Source organism: Galactobacter sp. (genome assembly GCF_022712295.1).
Classification (GTDB): domain Bacteria; phylum Actinomycetota; class Actinomycetes; order Actinomycetales; family Micrococcaceae; genus Galactobacter.
Genome location: NZ_JALAGT010000195.1, coordinates 1 through 18,973 on the forward strand (window position 1 = coordinate 1; position 18,973 = coordinate 18,973).

Below are 18,973 nucleotides of genomic sequence, written 5' to 3' on the forward strand. Positions count from 1 at the left end.
TCGGCACATCGTGATGGAGGTATCCATGAAGTTGCCGTGGTTGAAGAGTGCATTCACTCCTGCAGGAGAGTTCATTTCCGTCCATCTCGACACCACCAGAACGGATCCGAATGCGGCGGCCGAACTCACGGCACGCTGGAACCAGTTCCGCAATCGGTTGGCCGCCGACGGTGCGCCGACGGACATTCTCGACGAGATCGAGGAGGCCGTCCTCAGCCCGTCCCCGATCGGTGGACGTCACGGGCGCACCATCATCGCCACACCTAAGGAGATCATTCTCGACCGGGTGCTTCCCGTCCCCCCGCGAGAGGCTGTGAGCTTCGGCCCCCAGCCCATGCTCCTGCCACTCGTCCAGGCGGTGCCGTACGCGGTCAGCCAGCTGCTGATCGAGGTGGATCGAGCCGGTGCCGACCTCCATCTGCGGGCTCCCGAGAATCCGAAGATCGATGCGGCAGACGCCGACAAGGTGGATGGTGGACACGACGAGCTGCACAAGGCCAGCGCCGGGGGCGGCTCGCGGCACGGTTGGCGGGCCCGCGAGTTCAACGCCCGTGTGGAGGACTCGTGGGAGCGCAACGCGGAGGCCGTGGCACGCAAGGTGGACGCCCTGGTGCTGGAGCACAAGCCCGACATGGTGCTGATCACCGGCGATGTCAGGGCCACCTCACTGCTGCGCGACGCCCTGGGCCAGGACGCCGCTGAACGTGTTCAGGTGCTCTCAGGCGGCACGCGTGGAGTGAGCATGGAACGTGCCGCGTTCCGCAAGGAACTTCAGGCCGCGACGGCAGCGTTCATCGAGCACCGCCAGAAGTCCGTGGCGGAGTCCTTCCTCGAGGGGCAACAGCGAGCAGGCGCCACGGTGGGCGGCGGGTCCGAGGTCGCCTCGACCCTGCAGCGCGGGCAGGTGGAGGACCTGGTCCTCGTGGTGGGGCAGGAACCGGACAACGTCGAGGAACTGATCAGGGCCGCCATCGAAACCGACGCCGGGGTGCACGCACTGGAGCCCGAGTCCGCCTCCATCCCCGACGGGGTCGGCGCCTTCCTGCGCTGGCGTGACGGTGCCACTCCGTCCGACGGTCTGGCGAGCATGAGTGGAGACAAACGCCGCGAGGGCGCCGGTTCCGCGAAGTCTCCACACGAACTGGAGGAGGAGGCCCTGCGCGCCTGAGCGCGTCGCAGGCGCGTTCCACTGCCCGACGCCGGGTGGTTCCGTTCCGTACGGAACGCGACCACCCGGCGTCGGACACTGTTCACCCCTTGCCGACCGCCTGCTCGGTATAGGGAAGATTGGCGGCAGCCTGCTTGAGCAGTCCCCGCATCCAGCGGTGCTCGGGATCCTGCTCGTGGACGGGGTGCCACCACAGCGCATCGGTGATGGGGGTGGCCTCGAAGGGTGGCTTCAGGGCCACCACGGCCGCACCCGATTCCTTGCGAAGGTACGGCTTGGCCAAGGACGACTGAACCATGGCCAGCCGGTCGGTGCCCTCGACGAACCAGGGCAGCGCCACGAAGGAGCCCACCACGGCGTCGATGCGGGGCTCGATGCCCAGCATCTGAATCTGTCGGCCGGCCGAGGTGAAGGCCGTTGCGGAGCTGAAGGTGAACACCCAGCTGGCCGTGGCGAGGTCCTCCATGGTCAATTCGCGCTGAGCCAAGGGGCTGTCGACGGAGGCGATGATCATCCAGCCGTCGGTCCACAGATCCTCGAAGGGCAGCCCGTTGATATGTCCGTGCGGCAACAACAACCCGTCCATGGTGCGCAGCTGCGCCTCGGCGTCCTCCACGATGGTGGGGTTGTGCAGCTCGAACCGGAAGGTCACTCCTGGGGCCTGCTCGGCGGCGAGTCGGAGGACCTCGGGCCCGATCACGGTGAACGCGTAATCGGAGCCGTAGATGGAGAAGTCGCGGGTGGAGCTGGATGGATCCCACGAGTCCTGGGCGTCGAACACGCGCCTGGCGCTCTCCAGCGTGGCGGTGGTGTGCTCCGCCAGGCGGGTCGCCAGGGGGGTGAGTTCGTAGGCGTTGCCGTGCCGAGCCAAGAGGTCGTCGCCAAAGTGTCTGCGCAGCTTGGACAACGCTGCGGAGAGTGCCGGCTGGCTCAGATGGAGGCGTTCGGCGGCCCGGGTCACGCTGCGTTCCGTCAGGAGCGCGTCGAGACTGATGAGCAGGTTGAGGTCCACCCTGGACAGGTTCAGTGGCTCTCTCACGGCATTCTCCTGGATCGTCATTGATTATCAGCGGGAGTGATAGCGGATATAGGGAATATAGGCTTCCCTGATGCTAACGGTAGACCACAAACTGGTTGTGATCCAGATCGCGGAACCTATTCGGTCAAAGCCACAGGTACCGAACGGCGATCGACTCACCAAGACCGATCGAGTCCAACCAGGACCTACCAAGACAAGGATGTCGAAGTGATCAAGCTGCTCTCCCACCTTTCCTACGTCGCCATTACGGCCCCCGACGTCGAAGCCTCCGTCAAGTTCTACGAGGAGCAGGTCGGCCTGACCGTCACCGACCGCGTTGACGGCCGCGTCTACATGCGCTGCTGGGGCGACTACTACCGCTACTCCCTGGTCCTGATCCCCGGCGACGAGCCGGCCCTGGAGACCGCAGCATGGCGCACCTCCTCTGCCGAGGCCCTCGACGAGGCCGTCAAGCGCGTCGAGGCCGCGGGCATCACCGGCGAGTGGGAGGACGGACTGGCCGTGGGCCGCGTCTACAGCTTCGTGGGCCCGTGGGGCCACAAGCTCTCCCTGCACTGGGATGTGGAGCACGTCCAGGTCACCGAGGGCGACAACGCCTCGATCTACCCGGACCGCCCCAACCGCCGCTCCAAGATCGCCGGCGCCCCCCGCCAGCTGGACCACGTGACCGTGGCCGTGACCGACGTGGACGCCTTCGCCAAGTGGTACAACGACGTGCTGGGCTTCCGCATCATGGCGCGCACGGTCCTGGACGAGGCCCCCATCTCCGTCTTCTCCGTGCTCACCACCAACGAGAAGTCCCACGACCTCGGCGTCGTCCTCGACTCCTCCAAGCGTGGCGGCCGCGTGAACCACTATGCCTTCTGGGTGGACACCCGCGAGGAGCTGCTGATCGCAGCCGACACCCTCATGGAGAACGGCATCGACATCGAGTACGGCCCCTCCATCCACGGCATCGGCGAGCAGAACTTCCTCTACTACCGCGACCCGTCCACCATGCGCATCGAGCTCAACACCGGCGGCTACCGCAACTACGTCCCGGACTGGGAGCCGCGCACCTGGAAGCCGTCCTTGGGCTCCAACAACTTCTACCGCAACGGCGCCATGCCGATGTCCATGACCGAGTCCTTCCCGCCGGATGCCGCTCCCTCCGCCACCGAGGAAGGGGTCCCGGACGAGATCAAGGATCAGCTGCTCAACCCCTACGCAGTCCAGGGCCGCGGCTGATCATGAGCAGTGGGGCCAGCCGCCACAACGAGGTCAGCCAGGCTCGGCTGCGGCGCGATCCGGACGGCTGGCTCCACACCGACGTCGAGGCCCGCCCCGACTGGCTGACGACGCAAGGCGACGCGGGGCACCGCCGCCACCCGCCTGACCACGGCGTTTGGGCCCCTACCGACGGTAGGGGCCCGGTGTCGTCGGGCACCGAAAAGCACACACGAGAACACAGAACTTCAACGAAGAGGACACGCACATGAGCACGAGCACCGAGGGGCTGAGCGCGGACGTCGCGCTGGCTCGTTTCCGCGACGGCGACGAGGTCGCACTTGGCCTGGTGGCCGGGGGGCGCATCCACCGACTCACGGCCGACGAGCTGGGGGCTGCCGATTTGAACGCCTTTCTCGAGTGCGGGGACTGGGCGCGCCTGCGCGGACTGGCCACGTCATTGCCCGACGACGCGTGGCGGCCGGTCGCGGACGTCACCCTGACCGCCCCGGTCACCCCTCGGCAGGTGTTGCAGACCGGTGCCAATTACCGTGAGCACGTCATCCAGCTCGTCGCGGCAGGCCTGTCCAATGGCGGATTCCCGGCGGACCAGGCCAAGGAGAAGGCAGCGGCCATGATGGACGAGCGCGCGGCCACCGGCTCGCCGTACTTCTTCATCGGCCTACCCGCGTGCGTAGTGGGCGACGACGTGGACCTGGTCCTGCCCTCCACCTCCGATACCCACGACTGGGAACTGGAGCTGGCCGTGGTGATCGGCAAGCCGACGTTCCGGGTGTCCCGCGAGGAGGCACTGGACCATGTGGCCGGCTACACCATCTGCAACGACGTCTCCACGCGTGAGTTCACCTTCCGCAAGGACATGAAGGACATCGGTTCCGACTGGTACCGCTCCAAGAACGCTCCCGGCTTCCTGCCCACGGGCCCTTATCTGGTGCCGGCGGACACCGTTGAACCTGCCAACACGCACCTCACCTTCAAGCTCAACGGTGAGGTCAAGCAGGACGCCAACACCGCCGACCTGCTCTTCGACCTGCCCGCGCTGATCTCCGAGGCCTCACAAACCGCGCCCCTGTTCCCGGGCGACCTGCTGCTGACCGGGTCGCCTGCCGGCAACGGCCAGTACTGGAAGCGCTTCCTCAAGGACGGCGACGTCATGACCGGAACCATCGACGGGCTCGGAACCCAGGAAGTTCGCTGCGTCGCCGAGTGAGCCTCGCCGCTCGATCGTGAAACGCCTGAAGAACGTAACAGCACAAGGAGTCAATGATGACTGAACAGAACCTTCCAAGCGCCAATCCGGCGGACCTGGACCGTAACGACCCCGAGGCGGAGATCGCCGCCCGCGCCAAGGCGTACAGCAACTGGGGTCGGTGGGGTGCGGACGACAAGCTGGGCACGCTCAACTTCATCGACGAGGCCGCCCGCCTGGCCGCAGTGAGCCTCGTCAAGACGGGGGAGACCGTCTCCCTCTCGCAGTCCTTCGACATGAACGGGCCGCAGAACGGCTGGCGCCGCCGCACCAACCCCGTGCACACCATGTTGGACACCGGCGTGGATGCGGCACTGGGCAATCAGGGCTTCCCGCACGGCGCGGGCGGCGCCGATGACGTCATCGCCATGCCGCTGCAGTGCTCCACCCAGTGGGACGGCCTCGGCCACATCTTCGACCATGGCAACGCGTGGAACGGCCGCCTGTCCCGTGAGGTCGTCACCAGCGAGGGCGACCTCGTCACCGGCATCGAGAACGCAGCGGTCACCGGCGTGACCGGCCGCGGTGTGCTGCTGGACGTGGGCCGTCACCTGCGCCCGGAGACCGGGGAACTGGAGGACGGCTACGCGGTGACCCCCGCGGATCTGGACGCCACCATCGAGGCGCAGGGGCTCACCTCAGAGGTACGCCGCGGTGACATTCTCGTGGTCCGCACGGGCCAGCTGGCGCGAACCAAGCGCGACGGTTGGGGCGAGTACGCAGGTGGCCCGGCGCCGGGGATGTCCTTGACCTCGGCGGGCTGGATCCACGCTCACGAGATCGCAGCCATCGCCACCGACACCTGGGGTTTCGAGGTGCGGCCCAACGAGTTCGACGTGCCGGCCTTCCAGCCTCTTCACCAGGTCGCCATCCCCAACATGGGCCTGACGATCGGCGAACTCTGGGACCTTGATGCACTGGCCGAGGCTTGTGCAGCGGACGGCCGCTGGGAGTTCCTGCTCGCCGCACCGCCCCTGAAGATCACCAACGCCGTGGGTTCCCCCGTCAACCCCGTCGCGATTCGCTGAGGAGAACATCATGAGTGCAGTGAACAAGGTTGCCGTCGTCGGTGCCGGCGCGGCAGGACTGGCCGCGGCGATTCTGCTCCGCGAGGCAGACCTCCACGTTGACGTCTACGACGCCAAGCCGGAACTCTCCGCGCTGGGCTCCGGGATCACGCTGCAGGGCAACGCCTTGCGCGTCCTGGACCGGCTGGGCGTCTGGGACGAGGTGCGGAAGCTCGGGTTCCCGTTCGAGGGACTGAACCTGCGCGCACCCGGTCCCGAGGCCAAGGTGGTTGCGGCCCTCGAAGAGGTCAAGACCGGCGGACCCGACTACCCGGCAGGCATGGGCATGTACCGCCCCGACCTCGCCAAGGTCCTGCTGGCCCGTGCCGAGTCGCTCGGCGCCCGCGCCCACTTCGGTTCCGAGGTCACCGGCCTGGACGACTCGGGCGAGGCCGGTGTCACCCTGACCATCAACGGTGCCACGACCGAGCCGTACGACCTGGTGATCGGCGCCGACGGGTTGAACTCCGCCGTCCGTTCGCTGATCGGCATCGACACCAAGCCCCAGCCAACCGGCATGGGGATCTGGCGCACCATCGTGTCCCGCCCGGCCGAGGTCACCACCTCGGAGCTCTACTACGGCGGCCCGGTCTACATCGCCGGATACACCCCCACCGGTGAGGACGCCATGTACGCGTTCCTGGTGGAGGACGCCCAGGACCGCTTCGGGGTGAGCCCCGAGGAGGCCGCGAGGGTCATGGTGGAGGAGTCTTCCGCCTATCACGGTCCTTGGGACACCATCCGTGCGGATCTGTCCTCCGGCACCGGCGTCAACTACACGCACTTCACCTCCCACCTGGTGAGCGCACCCTGGAATCGCGGCCGTGTGGTCATCATCGGCGACGCCGCGCACTCCTGCCCTCCCACCGTTGCCCAGGGCGCGGCCCAGGCCATGGAGGATGCGCTGGTTCTGGTGGAGGAACTCATCAAGCGCGACGCCGTGGACCAGGATCTTTGGGACGCCTTCCACGGGCGCCGGATCGAGCGCGCCACCGCCGTGGTGGAGGCCTCGGTGCAACTGGGACAGTGGCAGCTCGACCACGTCCAGGGCGACGCCCCTGCCCTGCTGCACGGCATCGCACAACGAATGGCGGAACCGGCATGAGCGCGCAGACACACGACCAGAGCCAGGGTCAGAAGCAAGGCCCCATCGACGTCCACGCCCACGTGATCCTTCCCGCGCTCGGTGCCGCCATGGCGCAGCGTGCCCCGGAATTCATTGCCCGGAGTGAGGCACTCGAGGCCCGTCGCAGCGGCCCGGAGTCCATGGAGACCACGGGCAAGATGATCGGTTCCCGGTTCAAGCTGCTGACCGACCTCGACGCTCGGATCGCGGAGATGGACCGGCAGGGTGTGGATCGGCAGTGGGTCTCCCCGTCACCGTCCCACTTCTATCCGTGGGCGGACGCGGACTTGGCGCGCTTCGCGTGGCGGGAGGCGCACCGGGGTCTGGCGGAGCACGTCGCCGAGGCCCCGGACCGGCTGGACGGACTCGGACTGATCCCGTTGCAGCACCCCGACCAGTGCGTCGAGGCACTGGAGGACGCCGTGCTGAATCACGGTTTCCTCGGAGTGGAGATCTCCTCCTTCGCGGACTCCCATCCAGAGGATCCCTCCTACGCCGACACCGTTGAGCTCAACGATCCGCGGTTGGAGGACTTCTGGTCCCGCGCGGAGGAGCTCAATGCCGTGGTCTTCCTGCACCCGTTCGGATGCTCCCTGGATGAGCGGCTGGATTCGCACTACCTGACCAACACGGTGGGACAGCCGGTGGAGAACGCCGTGGCGATCTCCCACCTGATCTTCTCCGGCGTCCTGGATCGGCATCCGGAGCTGGCGATCGTGGCAGCCCACGGCGGAGGCTATCTGCCCACCGCCATCGGTCGCTCCGACCGCGCCTGGCAGGTCCGCCCCGAGGCCCGCACCTGCAAGCGCATCCCGTCCAGCTACCTGACCCACCTCTACTTCGACACCGTGGTGCACTCGGTGATGCAGCTGCGCCAGCTCGTCGAGGTGGTGGGCATCCAGCAGGTGGTCATGGGATCCGACTACCCCTTCGACATGGGGACGGAGGAACCGGTGCGCTTCGTGGAGCAGGCCCTGGGTGGCTCCGAGCAGGTCGAGTTCCTCACCGCACACGAACTGGCCATGCAGGCCAAGGCCACCGCGGCACGCGTGAAGGAAGGAGCCAAGGCATGAGGATCGCACGCTGGAACCACGCTGACGGAATCGAGGAGGGCTTCGTCGTCGGCTCGGAAACGGGCGACGTCGTGGTCCCGTTCCCGGATGGCGCCACCGTCGCGGACGTGCTGGCGGCGGGGCTCGCCGCCGCGCGCGAGACGTACGCACGGGTCGTCGGGCATACCCCTGCGTCAGGGGCAACGCCCTTGTCCGACGTCGTGTTGTTGGCGCCGCTGGTGCCGGCCAGCATTCGCGACTTCGTCGCATTCGAGGAGCACGTCGAGGGCGTTTCCGCGTCCGTGGAAGGCGTCTCACACGTCTCGGACGAGTGGTATCAGGCGCCGACGTTCTACTTCACGAACCCGCACACGGTCATCGCCACCGGGGACGTCCTGTACCCGCCGGAGACCAAGAAGCTGGATGTGGAGTTGGAACTGGCCGCGGTGATCGGTGGGGTCCCGGGTGCTGACGGTGCGTTGGCGCCGACGGCGAACCTGACCCCCGAGGCCGCGCGTGAGCACGTGTTCGGGTACACCATCATGAATGACTGGTCGGCGCGAGACCTGCAGGGCCGGGAGATGAAGGTCAATCTGGGTCCGTCCAAGGGTAAGGACTTCGGCATGACGCTCGGCCCCTGGATCGTCACCGCGGACGAGGGCGACGCCCACCGCGACGCCGAGGGCTTCCTGCGGCTGCGCGCCGAGTTGTGGATCAACGAGGAACTCATCGGGGACGACCTGGTCTCCAACATGGGCTGGCCCTTCGAGGAACTGGTGGCCTACGCGGCACGGAACTCGAAGCTGGTACCGGGCGACGTCCTGGGCTCCGGGACCGTGGGCCACGGCGGTTGCCTGGGTGAGCTGTGGGGCCGCGGCTCCACGCTGCCCGCGCTCACTGAGGGCGACCGCGTGGTGATGCACATCGATGCCGTGGGCGAGATCGGCAACACCGTGGGTGCATCGATGCCCGCGCCGCCGGTGCTCGCTGCCCGCAAGCGGCCGCGGGATCGGACCGTCTGAGTGTTTGCCCCGTGAATCGCGGTTGACCCCCGCGACCGCGATCAGCCCCAGTCCTACGACTGGGGCTGATCGCGTATCCGGTGGCACATCGTGGTCCCTGGGGTTTTTCCTTCAGCCGGGCAGGACCGCCGACCAGCCTCCGTCCACCCTGAGATTGGTACCGGTGATGTAGGCGGCGTCGTCGATGGGGCCGAAGCGCGTCGCCGCGGCGTTAGCGTAGAGGAGGTCCACCCGAGGGTGCCGCTCAGGGACTTCGGTTGCCCATGTGGCCACAGCGTCGGCGTCGCCGAGATCCAGGCCCACCGCGTCGTCGGCCAGGCCGCCTGCGGCACCTTGTCCGGAGCCGATACCGGTGATCACGGCGGTTTTGCCCGCTAGCCGACCCTCAACGGAACTCATGCTCAGCGCAGGGCGTCGGAGACGGACTTCGAGCCACCGTGGGAGGCCTGCCCGCCGTCCACCGGGATCTCCGCGCCGGTCACGAAGGACGCGGCGGGGGAGAGCAGGAACAGCACTACTGAGGCCACCTCGTCCGGGGAACCGGTGCGGCCCAGCGGCGTCTCCGCCACCGATGCGTCCCTGAAGGCCGGCGCTGCAGAGGCCGTCATGGCGGTCTCGATGAACCCGGGATGCACCGCGTTCACGCGGATCCCCTGCGGCCCCAGCTCCAGCGCGGCGGCCCGCGTCAGCCCCCGCACGGCCCACTTCGAGGACGTGTATGCCACCGGATAGTGCCCCTGCAGCCCGGCCACGGATCCCACGTTCACGATGCTCGCACCCGCCGACATATGGGGCGCGCACGCCTGGATCCCCAGCAGCGTGCCCTCCACATTCACGGCCGCGGCGGCGCGCAGGTCCTCCACCGAAGCCTGTAACAGGCGGGGGCGTCGCGTGATCCCGGCATTGTTGACGAGCCCGTCAACGCGTCCGTGCGCGGCCACCGCATGCCCGACGGCGCGGGCCCAGTCCTCCTCCCGACTCACGTCAGCGGCCACGTACGTGAGCGCTTCGGGGAAACGCTCAAGCAACTCGGCCAATCCGGCCGAGGGCTCGGGAGTCAGATCGAGGGCCGTGACAAGGGCACCGGAGGCCAGGGCCTGGGCCGTCTCGGCCAGGCCCTGGCCTCCGCCGGCGCCAGAGACCACGATGACACGGCCGCTCAGGCCGGGGACGCTGTCGTCGGGCATGGGATTCTCCTCGAGTAGTGGGTACGGCGGAGCCCGCCGCCTCCACGGGGGGCGGGCTCCTGGGGTGCCGTCGGTCAAGCCTTGACCTCAGGCACGGCGGCGGTGGGCGGCGTCATGCCGCCGAAGCCGGCGGTGCCTTCGGCGCCTTCGTTGGGGTTGTGCTCGGCGGGACCGGAGTCCTTGCGCAGCCACACAGCGGTGATGACGGCGACCACGATGGCGGCGATGCCGACCACGCCGACCGAGGCATGCAGATCACCGATGGCACCGGAGATGCCGCCCATGATCAGAGCCGTGGCGAACTGTCCGAAGAAGAAGGAGAAGTTCCACAGGCCGGTGACGCGGCCACGCAATGCGAACTTCACCTTGGCGACCACCCACGTCAGCATCGTAGGAAGCAGGAAGCCGGACGCGAAGCAGGCCACGATGGAGCCGATCATCAGGCCGGGCAGGCCGGGGAGGACCCACAGCAGGATGAAGCCGACGCCCTGGAAAGCGAAGATCATGGGGACGCGGACGCCCAAGCGGATCTTGGCGATCGTGGGGAAGCTCAGGCCGCCCGCTGCGGTGGCAACCGCAGCGATGGCGGAGAACAGGCCGATCTTCGCTGTGTCGTTCGCGGCCACACCGTTCTCGACCACCAGGTAGCTCATCTCGATGATGAGGATGTAGAACGTGAACCCGCCGAAGAGGGTCACCAACAGCGGCGCAACGAGCGGGCCGAAGTGCAGCTTCTCCTTGGCCCCGGCTGTGACGTCGCGGTGCGACTGCGAGTCACGGCCGGGCTCCCAGAGCGCGAAGATCATCAGCACGGCGAGGACCGCACCGATGAAGTACACGAAGAACGGGGTGTGCCAGCTGTGGGCGCCGAGCGCACCACCGATGGCGATGAACACCACGGCGGAGAGGGAGGTGGCCACGGTCTGCAGGCCAAGGAAGCGGTCGCGGCGGCGGCCGTCGAAGTAGTCCACGATCAGGGTGGTCGAGACAGTGATGACGGCGGCCTCGGACAGTCCGACCACCACGCGGGAGGCCAGGATGACACCCAGCGACTCGGCCCAGGCGGGAACGGTTCCTGCCGCCGCGTAGATGAACAGGCAGATGATGCCGAGCCACTTACGACCGATGCGGTCCACGATCTGGCCGGCGAACGGCGAGCACAGGGCCACCAGCAGCGCCGGGATCACCACGATCATCTGGATCACTGCGTCGGGGGCGTCCGGGAACTGCGCGGACAACTGCGGCAGGATCGGGGTGATGATGGTTGCGGCGAGCACGGACATGCACGCCGCGAAGAGCAACAGGATGCCCTGGTAGGTGGTGCCCTGTTTGGGGGTGGGGTGCGCAGACGTCGTCGTCATGTGAGCCCTCTCGATCAATGGGGTGGGTGCGGTACGACTCCACTGATTCAACGCGGCGTGACGGGTATCACGGAAGACGAATCTGATGATGCGCGTATCAGGTTGCGTGATGATGCGGGGCGCGGCATCCCAACGCAACGTCGGCTGGATTCTTAACGTCGGCGCAGACCGCCATTCTGCGCCGACGTTGGGAATCTCGCCGACGTTGAGTTCGGGACGTTGGCCGGCCTCGGCTATAGCGAGCTCAGATCTGCGCAGGGACCACCCGGTGCGCGCTCGCCGCGTTCAGCGCTGCGATCTCCTCGGCGGTCAGCGTGAGGGACACGGACTCGAACAGCGATCCCAGTTGTTCCACCGTGCGCGCGGACGCCAGCGGCGCCGCGACGCCAGTGCGCGAGCGCAGCCAGGCCAGCGAGACCGCGGTGACGGACACGGAGTGGGCGGAAGCCACGTCGTCGAGCACGGACAACAACGCCACCGTGCGCTCATCCTCCAGGTAGGCGGCGGCACCGCCGGCCCTCTGCGAGGCCACCTCGACACCCGGGCGGTACTTGCCCGTCAAGAAGCCGGACGCCAGCGAGACGTACGGGATCTCCACGAGACCGAGCTCGTTGATGACGGGCAGCGCTTCCTGCTCGGCCCCGCGCTCCACCAGGTTGTACTTGTCCTGCGACACGGTGAACGGCGTCAGCCCGTTGGCACGCGCGATGGTGTCGGCGGAGCGCAGGCGCTCGCCACTGAAGGTGGAGGCGCCGAGTTCGCGCACCTTGCCCTCCGTGACCAGCTCGTGGAACGCGGCGAGCATTTCCTCTTGGGGCACCTCCGGGTCGTCGCGGTGGGCGTAGTAGAGGTCGATGTGGTCCGTCTGCAGTCGGCGCAGCGACTCCTCGACGGTGGTCTTGATGTTGGCAGGGGAGAGTCCCTTGCGGTTGGGGTCCATGGCGACCTTGGTGGCCAGGGTGATGTCGTCGCGACGCCCACGCGAGGTGAGCCAGTTGCCGATGATGGTCTCCGACTCGCCACCGGAATTGCCCGGGACCCAGAGTGAGTACGAGTCCGCGGTGTCGACGGCCTTGCCGCCCTGATCCACGAATGCGTCGAGGATGCGGAAGCTGGTGTCCTGGTCCGCGGTCCATCCGAAGACGTTGGTGCCGAGGACGAATCCGCCGAAATCGAGGTTGGTCATGTGGCCCCTCCCTATGTTGTTCTGAGTCGAGAAGCTGATTGCTGCAATCTTCAACTACAACCGGCGCGATCCGGGGCTTTAGTCCCCGGTCAGGACGGCGGTACGAAGACCCAGGGCTCACGGGGGAGCGCACTCAAGTCGAATGCGCCCAAGGCTGCGTCGAGCGGCCCGGCCGGCAGGCCGAGGGAATCCAGCATGAGGTCACGCACGCGCTCTGGCCCGAACCCGACGTCGGCCAGCGAACGCAAGGTGACGGCGCCGTCCCGCTTGGCCAGTCGCTTGCCCTCAGCGTTCAGCACCAGCGGGACGTGCACGTACGTGACCTCGTCACGCGCGGCCTCGCCGTAGAGCAGCCCGCGCAGGTACGCCTGCCGCGGGGTGGAGGAGGCGAGGTCGTCGCCGCGGACCACCTGGTCCACTTGCGCTGAGTGGTCGTCCACGACCACCGCCAGGTTGTAGGCGGGGGCTCCGTCGTTGCGCTGGATCACGACGTCATCCACCTCGCCGGTGAGTTCCCCGAGGAGTGCATCATGCCCGACGACGTGTGCCCCGGCTGCCGCTCGCAGGCGCCATGCCGCGGGGCGTTCCGCGCGCCTGCGGCGCTTCTCTTGCTCCGTCAGATTGCGACAAGTGCCTGGGTAGTGGCCGGGCGGGGTGTGGGGCGCGCGAGGCGCTTCGAGGATGTCGCGGCGGGTGCAGAAGCATTCGTAGAGCAGGCCCCTGGCCTTGAGCGTGGCGATCGCGTCCGCGTAGGCGTCCGAACGCTCGCTTTGGCGGGGGGAGACACGATCGAAGGTGACGCCGACGGCGGCGAGGTCCTCGATCTGGCGCTGTTCCGCGCCGGCCTTGGTGCGGGCGGTGTCCAGGTCCTCGACGCGGAGGATGAGGTCACGTCCGGTGCTGCGGGCCATGAGCCAGGCAAGGATCGCGGTGCGGAGGTTGCCGATGTGGAGGTCACCGGAGGGGCTGGGTGCGTAGCGGCCGGCGCCTGACATCCGCGCCTCCTCGGATGGGAATCGGCCCGCCGGAAATGGGCCCAGGATACGTTGAAGGCCCCCCACGCACCTACCAGAGCCCGCCTACCCTTGCTACCTTCCGGTCCTGGGGGAGTTCGGCTGGATGGCACCACGTGGGGAGCCGCAGATCAGTCTACCCGGTTGCGGCAGGTGTGCCGAATCGAGATGGAGCTGAGGTGTGGACAAGGGGTGACTGAGGGGTAAAAGGTGACGCTCGCCGCAATGGAGCCCCCCGATTGGTGCTGACTGGCGAACATGGGTTAGGCTGGGTTGGCCTGCTCATGAGCAGTGCATTCGAGGAGGATTCGCCTAGCGGCCTATGGCGCACGCCTGGAACGCGTGTTGGGTTCACGCCCTCGGGGGTTCAAATCCCCCATCCTCCGCGGAAAGTCGAAAGGCTCCGGATCCGTATCGATCCGGAGCCTTTCGCGTATCCTGAAAGTTGTTGTCAGGGGTGGGTCGCATACTGATCTCATGACACCAGACACCCTGATGAGCGCCGCTCACGAGACCCCGTCCTACGCCTCCCGTGTCCGGGGCAGCCTGCTCGGTGGGGCCATTGGAGACGCGCTCGGCGGGCCAGTGGAGTTCTGGGACACCACCCGCATCCTGGGCGAATGCGGTGAGGGCGGGGTACGAGAGTACGTCGCGGAGCGGGCCGGCGGGCAGGATGTGTTTGGGCGGATCACCGATGACACACAGATGACCCTCTTCACCATGGAAGGGCTGATCCGTGCCGGCGTCAGGATGGACCGCGGCATCGGTTTCACCATCGACGTGGTGGATCATGCCTACGACCGCTGGCTGGACACCCAGGAAATGTCCGGCCCTGATGGGAGTCGCGACGGCTGGCTGCAGGGACAACAATGGCTTTACTCCAGGCGGGCACCCGGGAACACCTGCCTGAGCGCGTTGCACTCGGCTCGGCGCGGTGAACGGCACATGCCGAAGTTCGGGCTTGAAGCCCAGAACGATTCCAAGGGGTGTGGCGGAGTCATGCGTAGTGCGCCGTTCGGATGGGTTCCAGCCGAGTGGGCGCCGTCCTTCGATTCGTCTTTCTTCTCCGCAGCCCAAGCCGCCGGGTATACGCACGGGCACCCCACCGGGAAGCTGGCCTCGGGTGCTCTCGCGGTGATCGTCGCTGCGCTGATGCAGGGGATGGAATTGCCTGCCGCGGTCGACGAGGCCTTGGCGGTGCTGCGTGAGAAGCCCGATTACCACGAAACCAGCGCGGCGCTGGAAGCGGCCATGGCCGCCGTCGGGCAGCCGGCCACGCCGGAGACCGTGGAATCACTTGGTGGTGGCTGGGTTGCGGAGGAGGCGCTGGCCATCGCTGTGTTCGCTGCTCTCTCGTGCCCCGAGCCGGAGCAGTTCCTGGATGCGCTGGCGCTTGCTGTGACGCATTCGGGCGACAGCGATTCCACCGGCGCCATCTGCGGCAACATCCTTGGTGCCCTGCACGGTGAGAGCGCGATCCCTGCCGAACTGGCCTTCGAACTCGAGGGGCGCGGGACCATGCTGGAACTGGCCGACGACTTCGTCTACGAGTTCACGCAGCAGGACCGTCTGCATGGGTCGTACGGACCGGACACCAGGTGGCGGGACCGCTACCCGGGCTGGTAGGGGTCGCTACGCGACCCGATCCAGGCCGTCGGGCCAGAGTCACCACTCGATCAGGGCCAGGCCTGCGGCCATGCCCCCGCCGAAGCCGGCGAGCAGGACCTTCTCGCCTGGAGCGATAAGGTCGGCTCGCGCGACTTCGTCCAGCATCATCGGGATGGACGCCGAGCCCGTGTTGCCGACCTCGTCCACGTTCAGGTGGATTCGCGCCTGCGGAAGATCCATGGTCGCGAAGATGTCCTTGAGCATGACCCCGTTGGCCTGGTGGGGCACGAAGTGGCGGATCTGCGCGGCTTCCACCCCGCATTCGGCCAGGAAATCCGTCACCAGCCCGGGCAGGTTCTCCGCGACGAAGTCCCTGACGGCGCGGCCGTCCATCGTGAAGTACTTCAGTTCGTCATCGACACTCGCATCGAGGGGGAGCCGGGTCCCACCCGCGGGCACCTTGATGACGTGGTGCAGATGACCGTAACTGTGCAGACGGGTGTGCAGAAGGCGGTGGCCGCCGTCCGTTGGCCCTTGCGCCACCACCGCTGCGCCCGCGCCGTCACCGAAGAGGATGACCGTCTTCCGGTCGGCGGGATTGAGGATCCTCGAGTACAGATCTGCGCCGATGACGAGTGCCTTGCCTCCCTGCACCATGAGCATCTGGGACACGGTCGAGAGCGCGAAGGCGAAACCGCTGCACACCGCATTGAGGTCGAAGGCGACTGCGTTCGTGGCACCGATCCCGCCCTGCACGATGGCCGCGGTGGGCGGCTGGCTGTGGTCGGGTGTGGAGGTCGCGACCACCAGGAGGGTGATCTCCTCCGCCTGCACGCCGGCCGAGACGAGCGCCCGACGGGCGGCCTCGATGGCGAGGTCGGAGGTGGCGACACCGTCGTCGGCCCAGTGCCGGGTGACGATCCCCGTCTTGCGCTGGACCCAGGCGTCATCGACGTTGGCCGCGGGGCCGATCTCATCGTTGGTGACGACGCGGGGCGGGACGTAGGAGCCGGTGCCGGTGATGCTTACAGGTGCAGCGCCGGGATTCTCGTCGAGTGTTTCCGAGGGGGCGCTGGACATGCGGGACGGCTTTCAGTAGATGGAAAGAGTGTTTCCCTACAAAGATACCGGCGGGTGAGGCATGCAGTGTTCTTCGAGTCAGTGCACGGGGAATCTGTGCCGTCACCACAGCCGACGGACAGGTGGGCTCCGTAGCGTTGTAGACACCTCAAAGGGTGCGAGTGATGACAAGGGAATCCCCCGGAACTGGTGCACACGGTTCCGGGGGATTTCCGCGTCTGGGGGCTTCATGGGGAATGCCGCCCCGTGAGCACTTCCTGAGCCTCGGTACTTAGTGATACTGTCTACCTGTAGTCAGTAACACTAAGTAGGCGGGTATGAGTAAACAGATGACGGAGATGCTCAAGGGCACGCTGGAGGGCGTGGTCCTGGCGGTGCTCTCCGAACGGCCGGCGTACGGCTACGAAATCACGGCATGGCTGCGAGACCAGGGCTTCGAGGACATCGCGGAAGGCACCATCTACGCGCTGCTGGTCCGTATTGAACAGCGCCGGCTCGTCGACGTGGAGAAGGTGCCGAGCGAGAAGGGCCCGCCACGCAAGGTCTTCACCCTGAATCAACAGGGCCGAGTCACCCTGAACGACTTCTGGACCAACTGGGACTTCCTGGCGCAGCGACTCGAGGCCCTACACAGACAACAACTGCGCAGTCAAAGCAACGCCGGGGCGGAGCCCAAGGAAGGATCGAAGTGATGCGCAACCCGATCGAATACATCGTGGGAGATCTGGAAGCCAAGAAGCAGTGGCGTGAATACAAGACTCGCGTCAAAGCACTGCCAAGCGCATACCGGACGGCTTACAAGGGGTTGGAACGGTATGCCACGATCTTCGGCCCGGTGGATCACTCGGATTCCATGATGAACATGTTCGGTGATCTCGTGGACCTCATGGAGCGTGCCGCCGTGGACGGACATCCGGTCCGCGACGTGGTCGGTGAGGATCCCACCGACTTCATGGAGTCATTCATCGACGCCTATCGCGGGAACGGCAAGAGTTTCGTGGAGAAGGAACGCTTCAAGCTGGCGGATTCCCTGGACCGTGCCGTTGCGGAGCAGGAAAGCCGTAGCGCCGGGGAAGGCGGCCGGCAATGACCGCCGCGGCAGGGCCGTCAGCCATCAGCATCCAGGGGCTGACCAAGAGCTTCAAGGACGTACACGTCCTGGACGGAATCGACCTGGTGGTGCGGCGTGGCAGCATCTTCGCCCTGCTCGGTAGCAACGGTGCGGGCAAGACGACGGTCGTCAGGATCCTCGCAACACTCTTGCGGCCGGACACGGGGAAAGTTGAAGTCAACGGATTCGATGTCCACATGCAGCCGGCCGCCGTTCGGGAGAGCATCGGGCTCACCGGACAATTCGCGGCCGTGGACGAGGTACTCACTGGCCGGGAGAACCTGAGACTGGCCGGGCGCCTGCGGCATGTCGAGAATCCATCCGCGACGGCTGATTCGTTTCTCGACCGAGTCGGCCTCACCGAAGCGGCCGATCGCCGAGTGGGTACGTATTCCGGTGGCATGCGCAGGAGGTTGGACATCGCCATGAGCCTGGTTGGCAGCCCGGAACTGATCGTGCTGGATGAACCCACCACCGGGTTGGACCCTGAGGCCAGACGGGAGGTCTGGACCATGGTGCAGGAGCTGGCCAGCAGCGGAACCACGGTGTTGCTGACCACGCAGTATCTGGAGGAAGCGGAACATCTTGCCGATCGGATTGCGATCCTGCACCGAGGCCGCATCCTCGTGGAAGGGACGCTGCAGGACCTGCGGCGGCTTCTTCCCCAGCCCAAGGTGGAGTACGTCCGTAATCAACCCAGCCTTGAGGACGTCTTCCTGGCCTTGACCGGCGCCGAACCCGAGGCGTCGCAGGCGGGCGCGACCCATGCGTAGGCGTCACCTGTTCTCCGATACCGCGGCGCTCACTGGACGTTCCCTTCGGCATGTGCTGCGCAGCCCGGACACCATCCTCACCACGGCGATCATGCCGATCGGCATCATGGTGCTCTTCGTTTTCGTACTGGGAGGTGCCCTGCAGGAGAGCTCGGGAACCGGGACGTACGTCGACTACCAATTACCGGGCATCGTGCTGATCACCGTTGCCACGGGAGTCTCGTACACGTCCTACCGGTTGTTCCAGGACGTCCAAGGAGGGCTCTTCGAACGCTTCCGGTCCATGCCGGTGGCCAGGTCATCGGTGTTGTGGGCGCACGTGTTGACCTCGCTGGTGGCCAACCTCGTCTCGGTGGCACTCGTGATCGGCGTGGCGTTGCTGTTCGGGTTCAGGCCCGGGGCCGGAGTGGGGCCATGGCTATCCGTTGCGGGCATCGTCGTAGTGTTCACTTTGGCCTTGACGTGGTTGGCGGTCATCGCCGGGCTGAGTGCCAGGACCGTGGATGGTGCGAACGCGTTCTCCTACCCACTGATCTTCCTGCCATTGTTGAGCTCGGCCTTCGTACCGACCGACACCATGCCAGGCCCTGTCGGCTGGTTCGCTGAACATCAGCCGGTCACGCCGATCGTGGACTCCATCCGCGCACTGCTCGACGGTCGCGGTGCCGGTTCCGGAATCCTGGTCGCGCTCGCGTGGTGAGTGG

18 protein-coding genes, 1 tRNA gene, 1 other RNA gene and 1 pseudogene are annotated in these 18,973 nt (G+C 66.8%); 13 read left to right on the top strand and 8 right to left on the bottom strand.

Annotated elements, in window-relative coordinates:
- Positions 1–1,168: hypothetical protein (locus tag Q0A15_RS14035; RefSeq protein ID WP_367273404.1), on the top strand; the 1,168-nt coding region annotated here is incomplete at its 5' end.
- Positions 1,169–1,250: 82 nt separating this feature from the next.
- On the opposite strand, the gene Q0A15_RS14040 is transcribed toward Q0A15_RS14035, so the two are convergent.
- Positions 1,251–2,207 (bottom strand): LysR family transcriptional regulator, encoded by a 957-nt coding sequence (locus Q0A15_RS14040; protein WP_291280147.1) that lies wholly within the window; start codon positions 2,205–2,207, stop codon positions 1,251–1,253.
- Between the two features lie 207 nt (positions 2,208–2,414).
- On the opposite strand from Q0A15_RS14040, the gene Q0A15_RS14045 reads away from it, so the two are divergent.
- From Q0A15_RS14045 to Q0A15_RS14070, 6 genes are all read left to right on the top strand, one after another.
- Positions 2,415–3,434 carry a VOC family protein gene (locus Q0A15_RS14045; protein WP_291280148.1) on the top strand — a complete coding sequence of 340 codons (1,020 nt, stop codon included), beginning with the start codon at positions 2,415–2,417 and terminating at the stop codon, positions 3,432–3,434.
- Positions 3,435–3,681: 247 nt separating this feature from the next.
- Positions 3,682–4,644, top strand: a complete 963-nt coding sequence (locus Q0A15_RS14050; RefSeq protein WP_291280149.1) for a fumarylacetoacetate hydrolase family protein — start codon at positions 3,682–3,684, stop codon at positions 4,642–4,644.
- Between the two features lie 56 nt (positions 4,645–4,700).
- Complete coding sequence (locus tag Q0A15_RS14055) at positions 4,701–5,711, top strand: cyclase family protein (RefSeq protein WP_291280150.1); 1,011 nt, start codon at positions 4,701–4,703, stop codon at positions 5,709–5,711.
- Positions 5,712–5,721: 10 nt separating this feature from the next.
- Entirely contained in the window at positions 5,722–6,855 is a 1,134-nt protein-coding gene (locus Q0A15_RS14060; protein WP_291280151.1) for an FAD-dependent monooxygenase, read from the top strand.
- On the top strand, positions 6,852–7,949 hold the full coding sequence (locus Q0A15_RS14065) for an amidohydrolase family protein (protein ID WP_291280152.1): 1,098 nt from the start codon (positions 6,852–6,854) through the stop codon (positions 7,947–7,949). The genes Q0A15_RS14060 and Q0A15_RS14065 overlap by 4 nt, the downstream gene beginning before the upstream one ends.
- A complete protein-coding gene (locus tag Q0A15_RS14070; RefSeq protein ID WP_291280153.1) occupies positions 7,946–8,950 on the top strand; it encodes a fumarylacetoacetate hydrolase family protein in 1,005 nt (334 codons plus the stop codon). Before Q0A15_RS14065 ends, Q0A15_RS14070 begins: the two co-directional genes overlap by 4 nt.
- A gap of 111 nt (positions 8,951–9,061) precedes the next feature.
- Here the strand turns inward: Q0A15_RS14070 and Q0A15_RS14075 are convergent, their stop codons facing one another.
- The 6 genes from Q0A15_RS14075 to ffs form a co-directional block, all read right to left on the bottom strand.
- On the bottom strand, positions 9,062–9,349 hold the full coding sequence (locus tag Q0A15_RS14075) for a hypothetical protein (RefSeq protein WP_291280154.1): 288 nt from the start codon (positions 9,347–9,349) through the stop codon (positions 9,062–9,064).
- Positions 9,350–9,351: 2 nt separating this feature from the next.
- Positions 9,352–10,137 (bottom strand): SDR family NAD(P)-dependent oxidoreductase, encoded by a 786-nt coding sequence (locus Q0A15_RS14080; RefSeq protein ID WP_291280155.1) that lies wholly within the window; start codon positions 10,135–10,137, stop codon positions 9,352–9,354.
- Between the two features lie 74 nt (positions 10,138–10,211).
- Entirely contained in the window at positions 10,212–11,498 is a 1,287-nt protein-coding gene (locus Q0A15_RS14085) for an MFS transporter (protein ID WP_291280156.1), read from the bottom strand.
- Positions 11,499–11,742: 244 nt separating this feature from the next.
- Positions 11,743–12,684 (bottom strand): aldo/keto reductase, encoded by a 942-nt coding sequence (locus Q0A15_RS14090; protein WP_291280157.1) that lies wholly within the window; start codon positions 12,682–12,684, stop codon positions 11,743–11,745.
- Positions 12,685–12,773: 89 nt separating this feature from the next.
- Positions 12,774–13,679 (bottom strand): tRNA glutamyl-Q(34) synthetase GluQRS, encoded by a 906-nt coding sequence (gene gluQRS, locus Q0A15_RS14095; protein ID WP_291280158.1) that lies wholly within the window; start codon positions 13,677–13,679, stop codon positions 12,774–12,776.
- A gap of 50 nt (positions 13,680–13,729) precedes the next feature.
- An RNA gene (gene ffs, locus Q0A15_RS14100) (signal recognition particle sRNA small type) lies at positions 13,730–13,826 on the bottom strand.
- Between the two features lie 172 nt (positions 13,827–13,998).
- Here ffs and Q0A15_RS14105 point away from each other — a divergent pair.
- A tRNA-Ser gene (locus Q0A15_RS14105) sits at positions 13,999–14,083 on the top strand.
- 91 nt (positions 14,084–14,174) lie between these two features.
- Entirely contained in the window at positions 14,175–15,323 is a 1,149-nt protein-coding gene (locus tag Q0A15_RS14110) for an ADP-ribosylglycohydrolase family protein (protein ID WP_291280159.1), read from the top strand.
- Positions 15,324–15,362: 39 nt separating this feature from the next.
- Here Q0A15_RS14110 and Q0A15_RS14115 read toward each other — a convergent pair whose 3' ends face one another.
- Complete coding sequence (locus tag Q0A15_RS14115; protein ID WP_291280160.1) at positions 15,363–16,385, bottom strand: 3-oxoacyl-ACP synthase III family protein; 1,023 nt, start codon at positions 16,383–16,385, stop codon at positions 15,363–15,365.
- A 317-nt stretch (positions 16,386–16,702) separates the two neighbouring features.
- Between Q0A15_RS14115 and Q0A15_RS14120 the strand changes: the two genes are divergently transcribed.
- The 4 genes and pseudogenes from Q0A15_RS14120 to Q0A15_RS14135 form a co-directional block, all read left to right on the top strand.
- Positions 16,703–17,077: a PadR family transcriptional regulator gene (locus tag Q0A15_RS14120; protein ID WP_291280161.1), complete on the top strand. Its 375-nt coding sequence runs from the start codon at positions 16,703–16,705 to the stop codon at positions 17,075–17,077.
- Positions 17,077–17,475 (top strand): DUF1048 domain-containing protein, encoded by a 399-nt coding sequence (locus Q0A15_RS14125; protein WP_291280162.1) that lies wholly within the window; start codon positions 17,077–17,079, stop codon positions 17,473–17,475. The genes Q0A15_RS14120 and Q0A15_RS14125 overlap by 1 nt, the downstream gene beginning before the upstream one ends.
- Positions 17,472–18,269: an ABC transporter ATP-binding protein gene (locus tag Q0A15_RS14130; protein WP_291280163.1), complete on the top strand. Its 798-nt coding sequence runs from the start codon at positions 17,472–17,474 to the stop codon at positions 18,267–18,269. The genes Q0A15_RS14125 and Q0A15_RS14130 overlap by 4 nt, the downstream gene beginning before the upstream one ends.
- A pseudogene (locus Q0A15_RS14135) lies at positions 18,262–18,966 on the top strand (ABC transporter permease); the annotation flags it as partial. The gene Q0A15_RS14130 and the pseudogene Q0A15_RS14135, both read left to right, overlap by 8 nt.
- Positions 18,967–18,973 lie beyond the last annotated feature (7 nt).

Coding starts and splice junctions, on each gene's coding strand:
- Q0A15_RS14120 (WP_291280161.1), top strand. CDS start 16,703: ATGAGTAAACAGATGACGGAGATGCTCAAGGGCACGCTGGAGGGCGTG.
- Q0A15_RS14055 (WP_291280150.1), top strand. CDS start 4,701: ATGACTGAACAGAACCTTCCAAGCGCCAATCCGGCGGACCTGGACCGT.
- Q0A15_RS14110 (WP_291280159.1), top strand. CDS start 14,175: ATGACACCAGACACCCTGATGAGCGCCGCTCACGAGACCCCGTCCTAC.
- Q0A15_RS14075 (WP_291280154.1), bottom strand. CDS start 9,349: ATGAGTTCCGTTGAGGGTCGGCTAGCGGGCAAAACCGCCGTGATCACC.
- Q0A15_RS14070 (WP_291280153.1), top strand. CDS start 7,946: ATGAGGATCGCACGCTGGAACCACGCTGACGGAATCGAGGAGGGCTTC.
- Q0A15_RS14085 (WP_291280156.1), bottom strand. CDS start 11,498: ATGACGACGACGTCTGCGCACCCCACCCCCAAACAGGGCACCACCTAC.
- gluQRS (WP_291280158.1), bottom strand. CDS start 13,679: ATGTCAGGCGCCGGCCGCTACGCACCCAGCCCCTCCGGTGACCTCCAC.
- Q0A15_RS14115 (WP_291280160.1), bottom strand. CDS start 16,385: ATGTCCAGCGCCCCCTCGGAAACACTCGACGAGAATCCCGGCGCTGCA.
- Q0A15_RS14060 (WP_291280151.1), top strand. CDS start 5,722: ATGAGTGCAGTGAACAAGGTTGCCGTCGTCGGTGCCGGCGCGGCAGGA.
- Q0A15_RS14080 (WP_291280155.1), bottom strand. CDS start 10,137: ATGCCCGACGACAGCGTCCCCGGCCTGAGCGGCCGTGTCATCGTGGTC.
- Q0A15_RS14125 (WP_291280162.1), top strand. CDS start 17,077: ATGCGCAACCCGATCGAATACATCGTGGGAGATCTGGAAGCCAAGAAG.
- Q0A15_RS14130 (WP_291280163.1), top strand. CDS start 17,472: ATGACCGCCGCGGCAGGGCCGTCAGCCATCAGCATCCAGGGGCTGACC.
- Q0A15_RS14090 (WP_291280157.1), bottom strand. CDS start 12,684: ATGACCAACCTCGATTTCGGCGGATTCGTCCTCGGCACCAACGTCTTC.
- Q0A15_RS14050 (WP_291280149.1), top strand. CDS start 3,682: ATGAGCACGAGCACCGAGGGGCTGAGCGCGGACGTCGCGCTGGCTCGT.
- Q0A15_RS14065 (WP_291280152.1), top strand. CDS start 6,852: ATGAGCGCGCAGACACACGACCAGAGCCAGGGTCAGAAGCAAGGCCCC.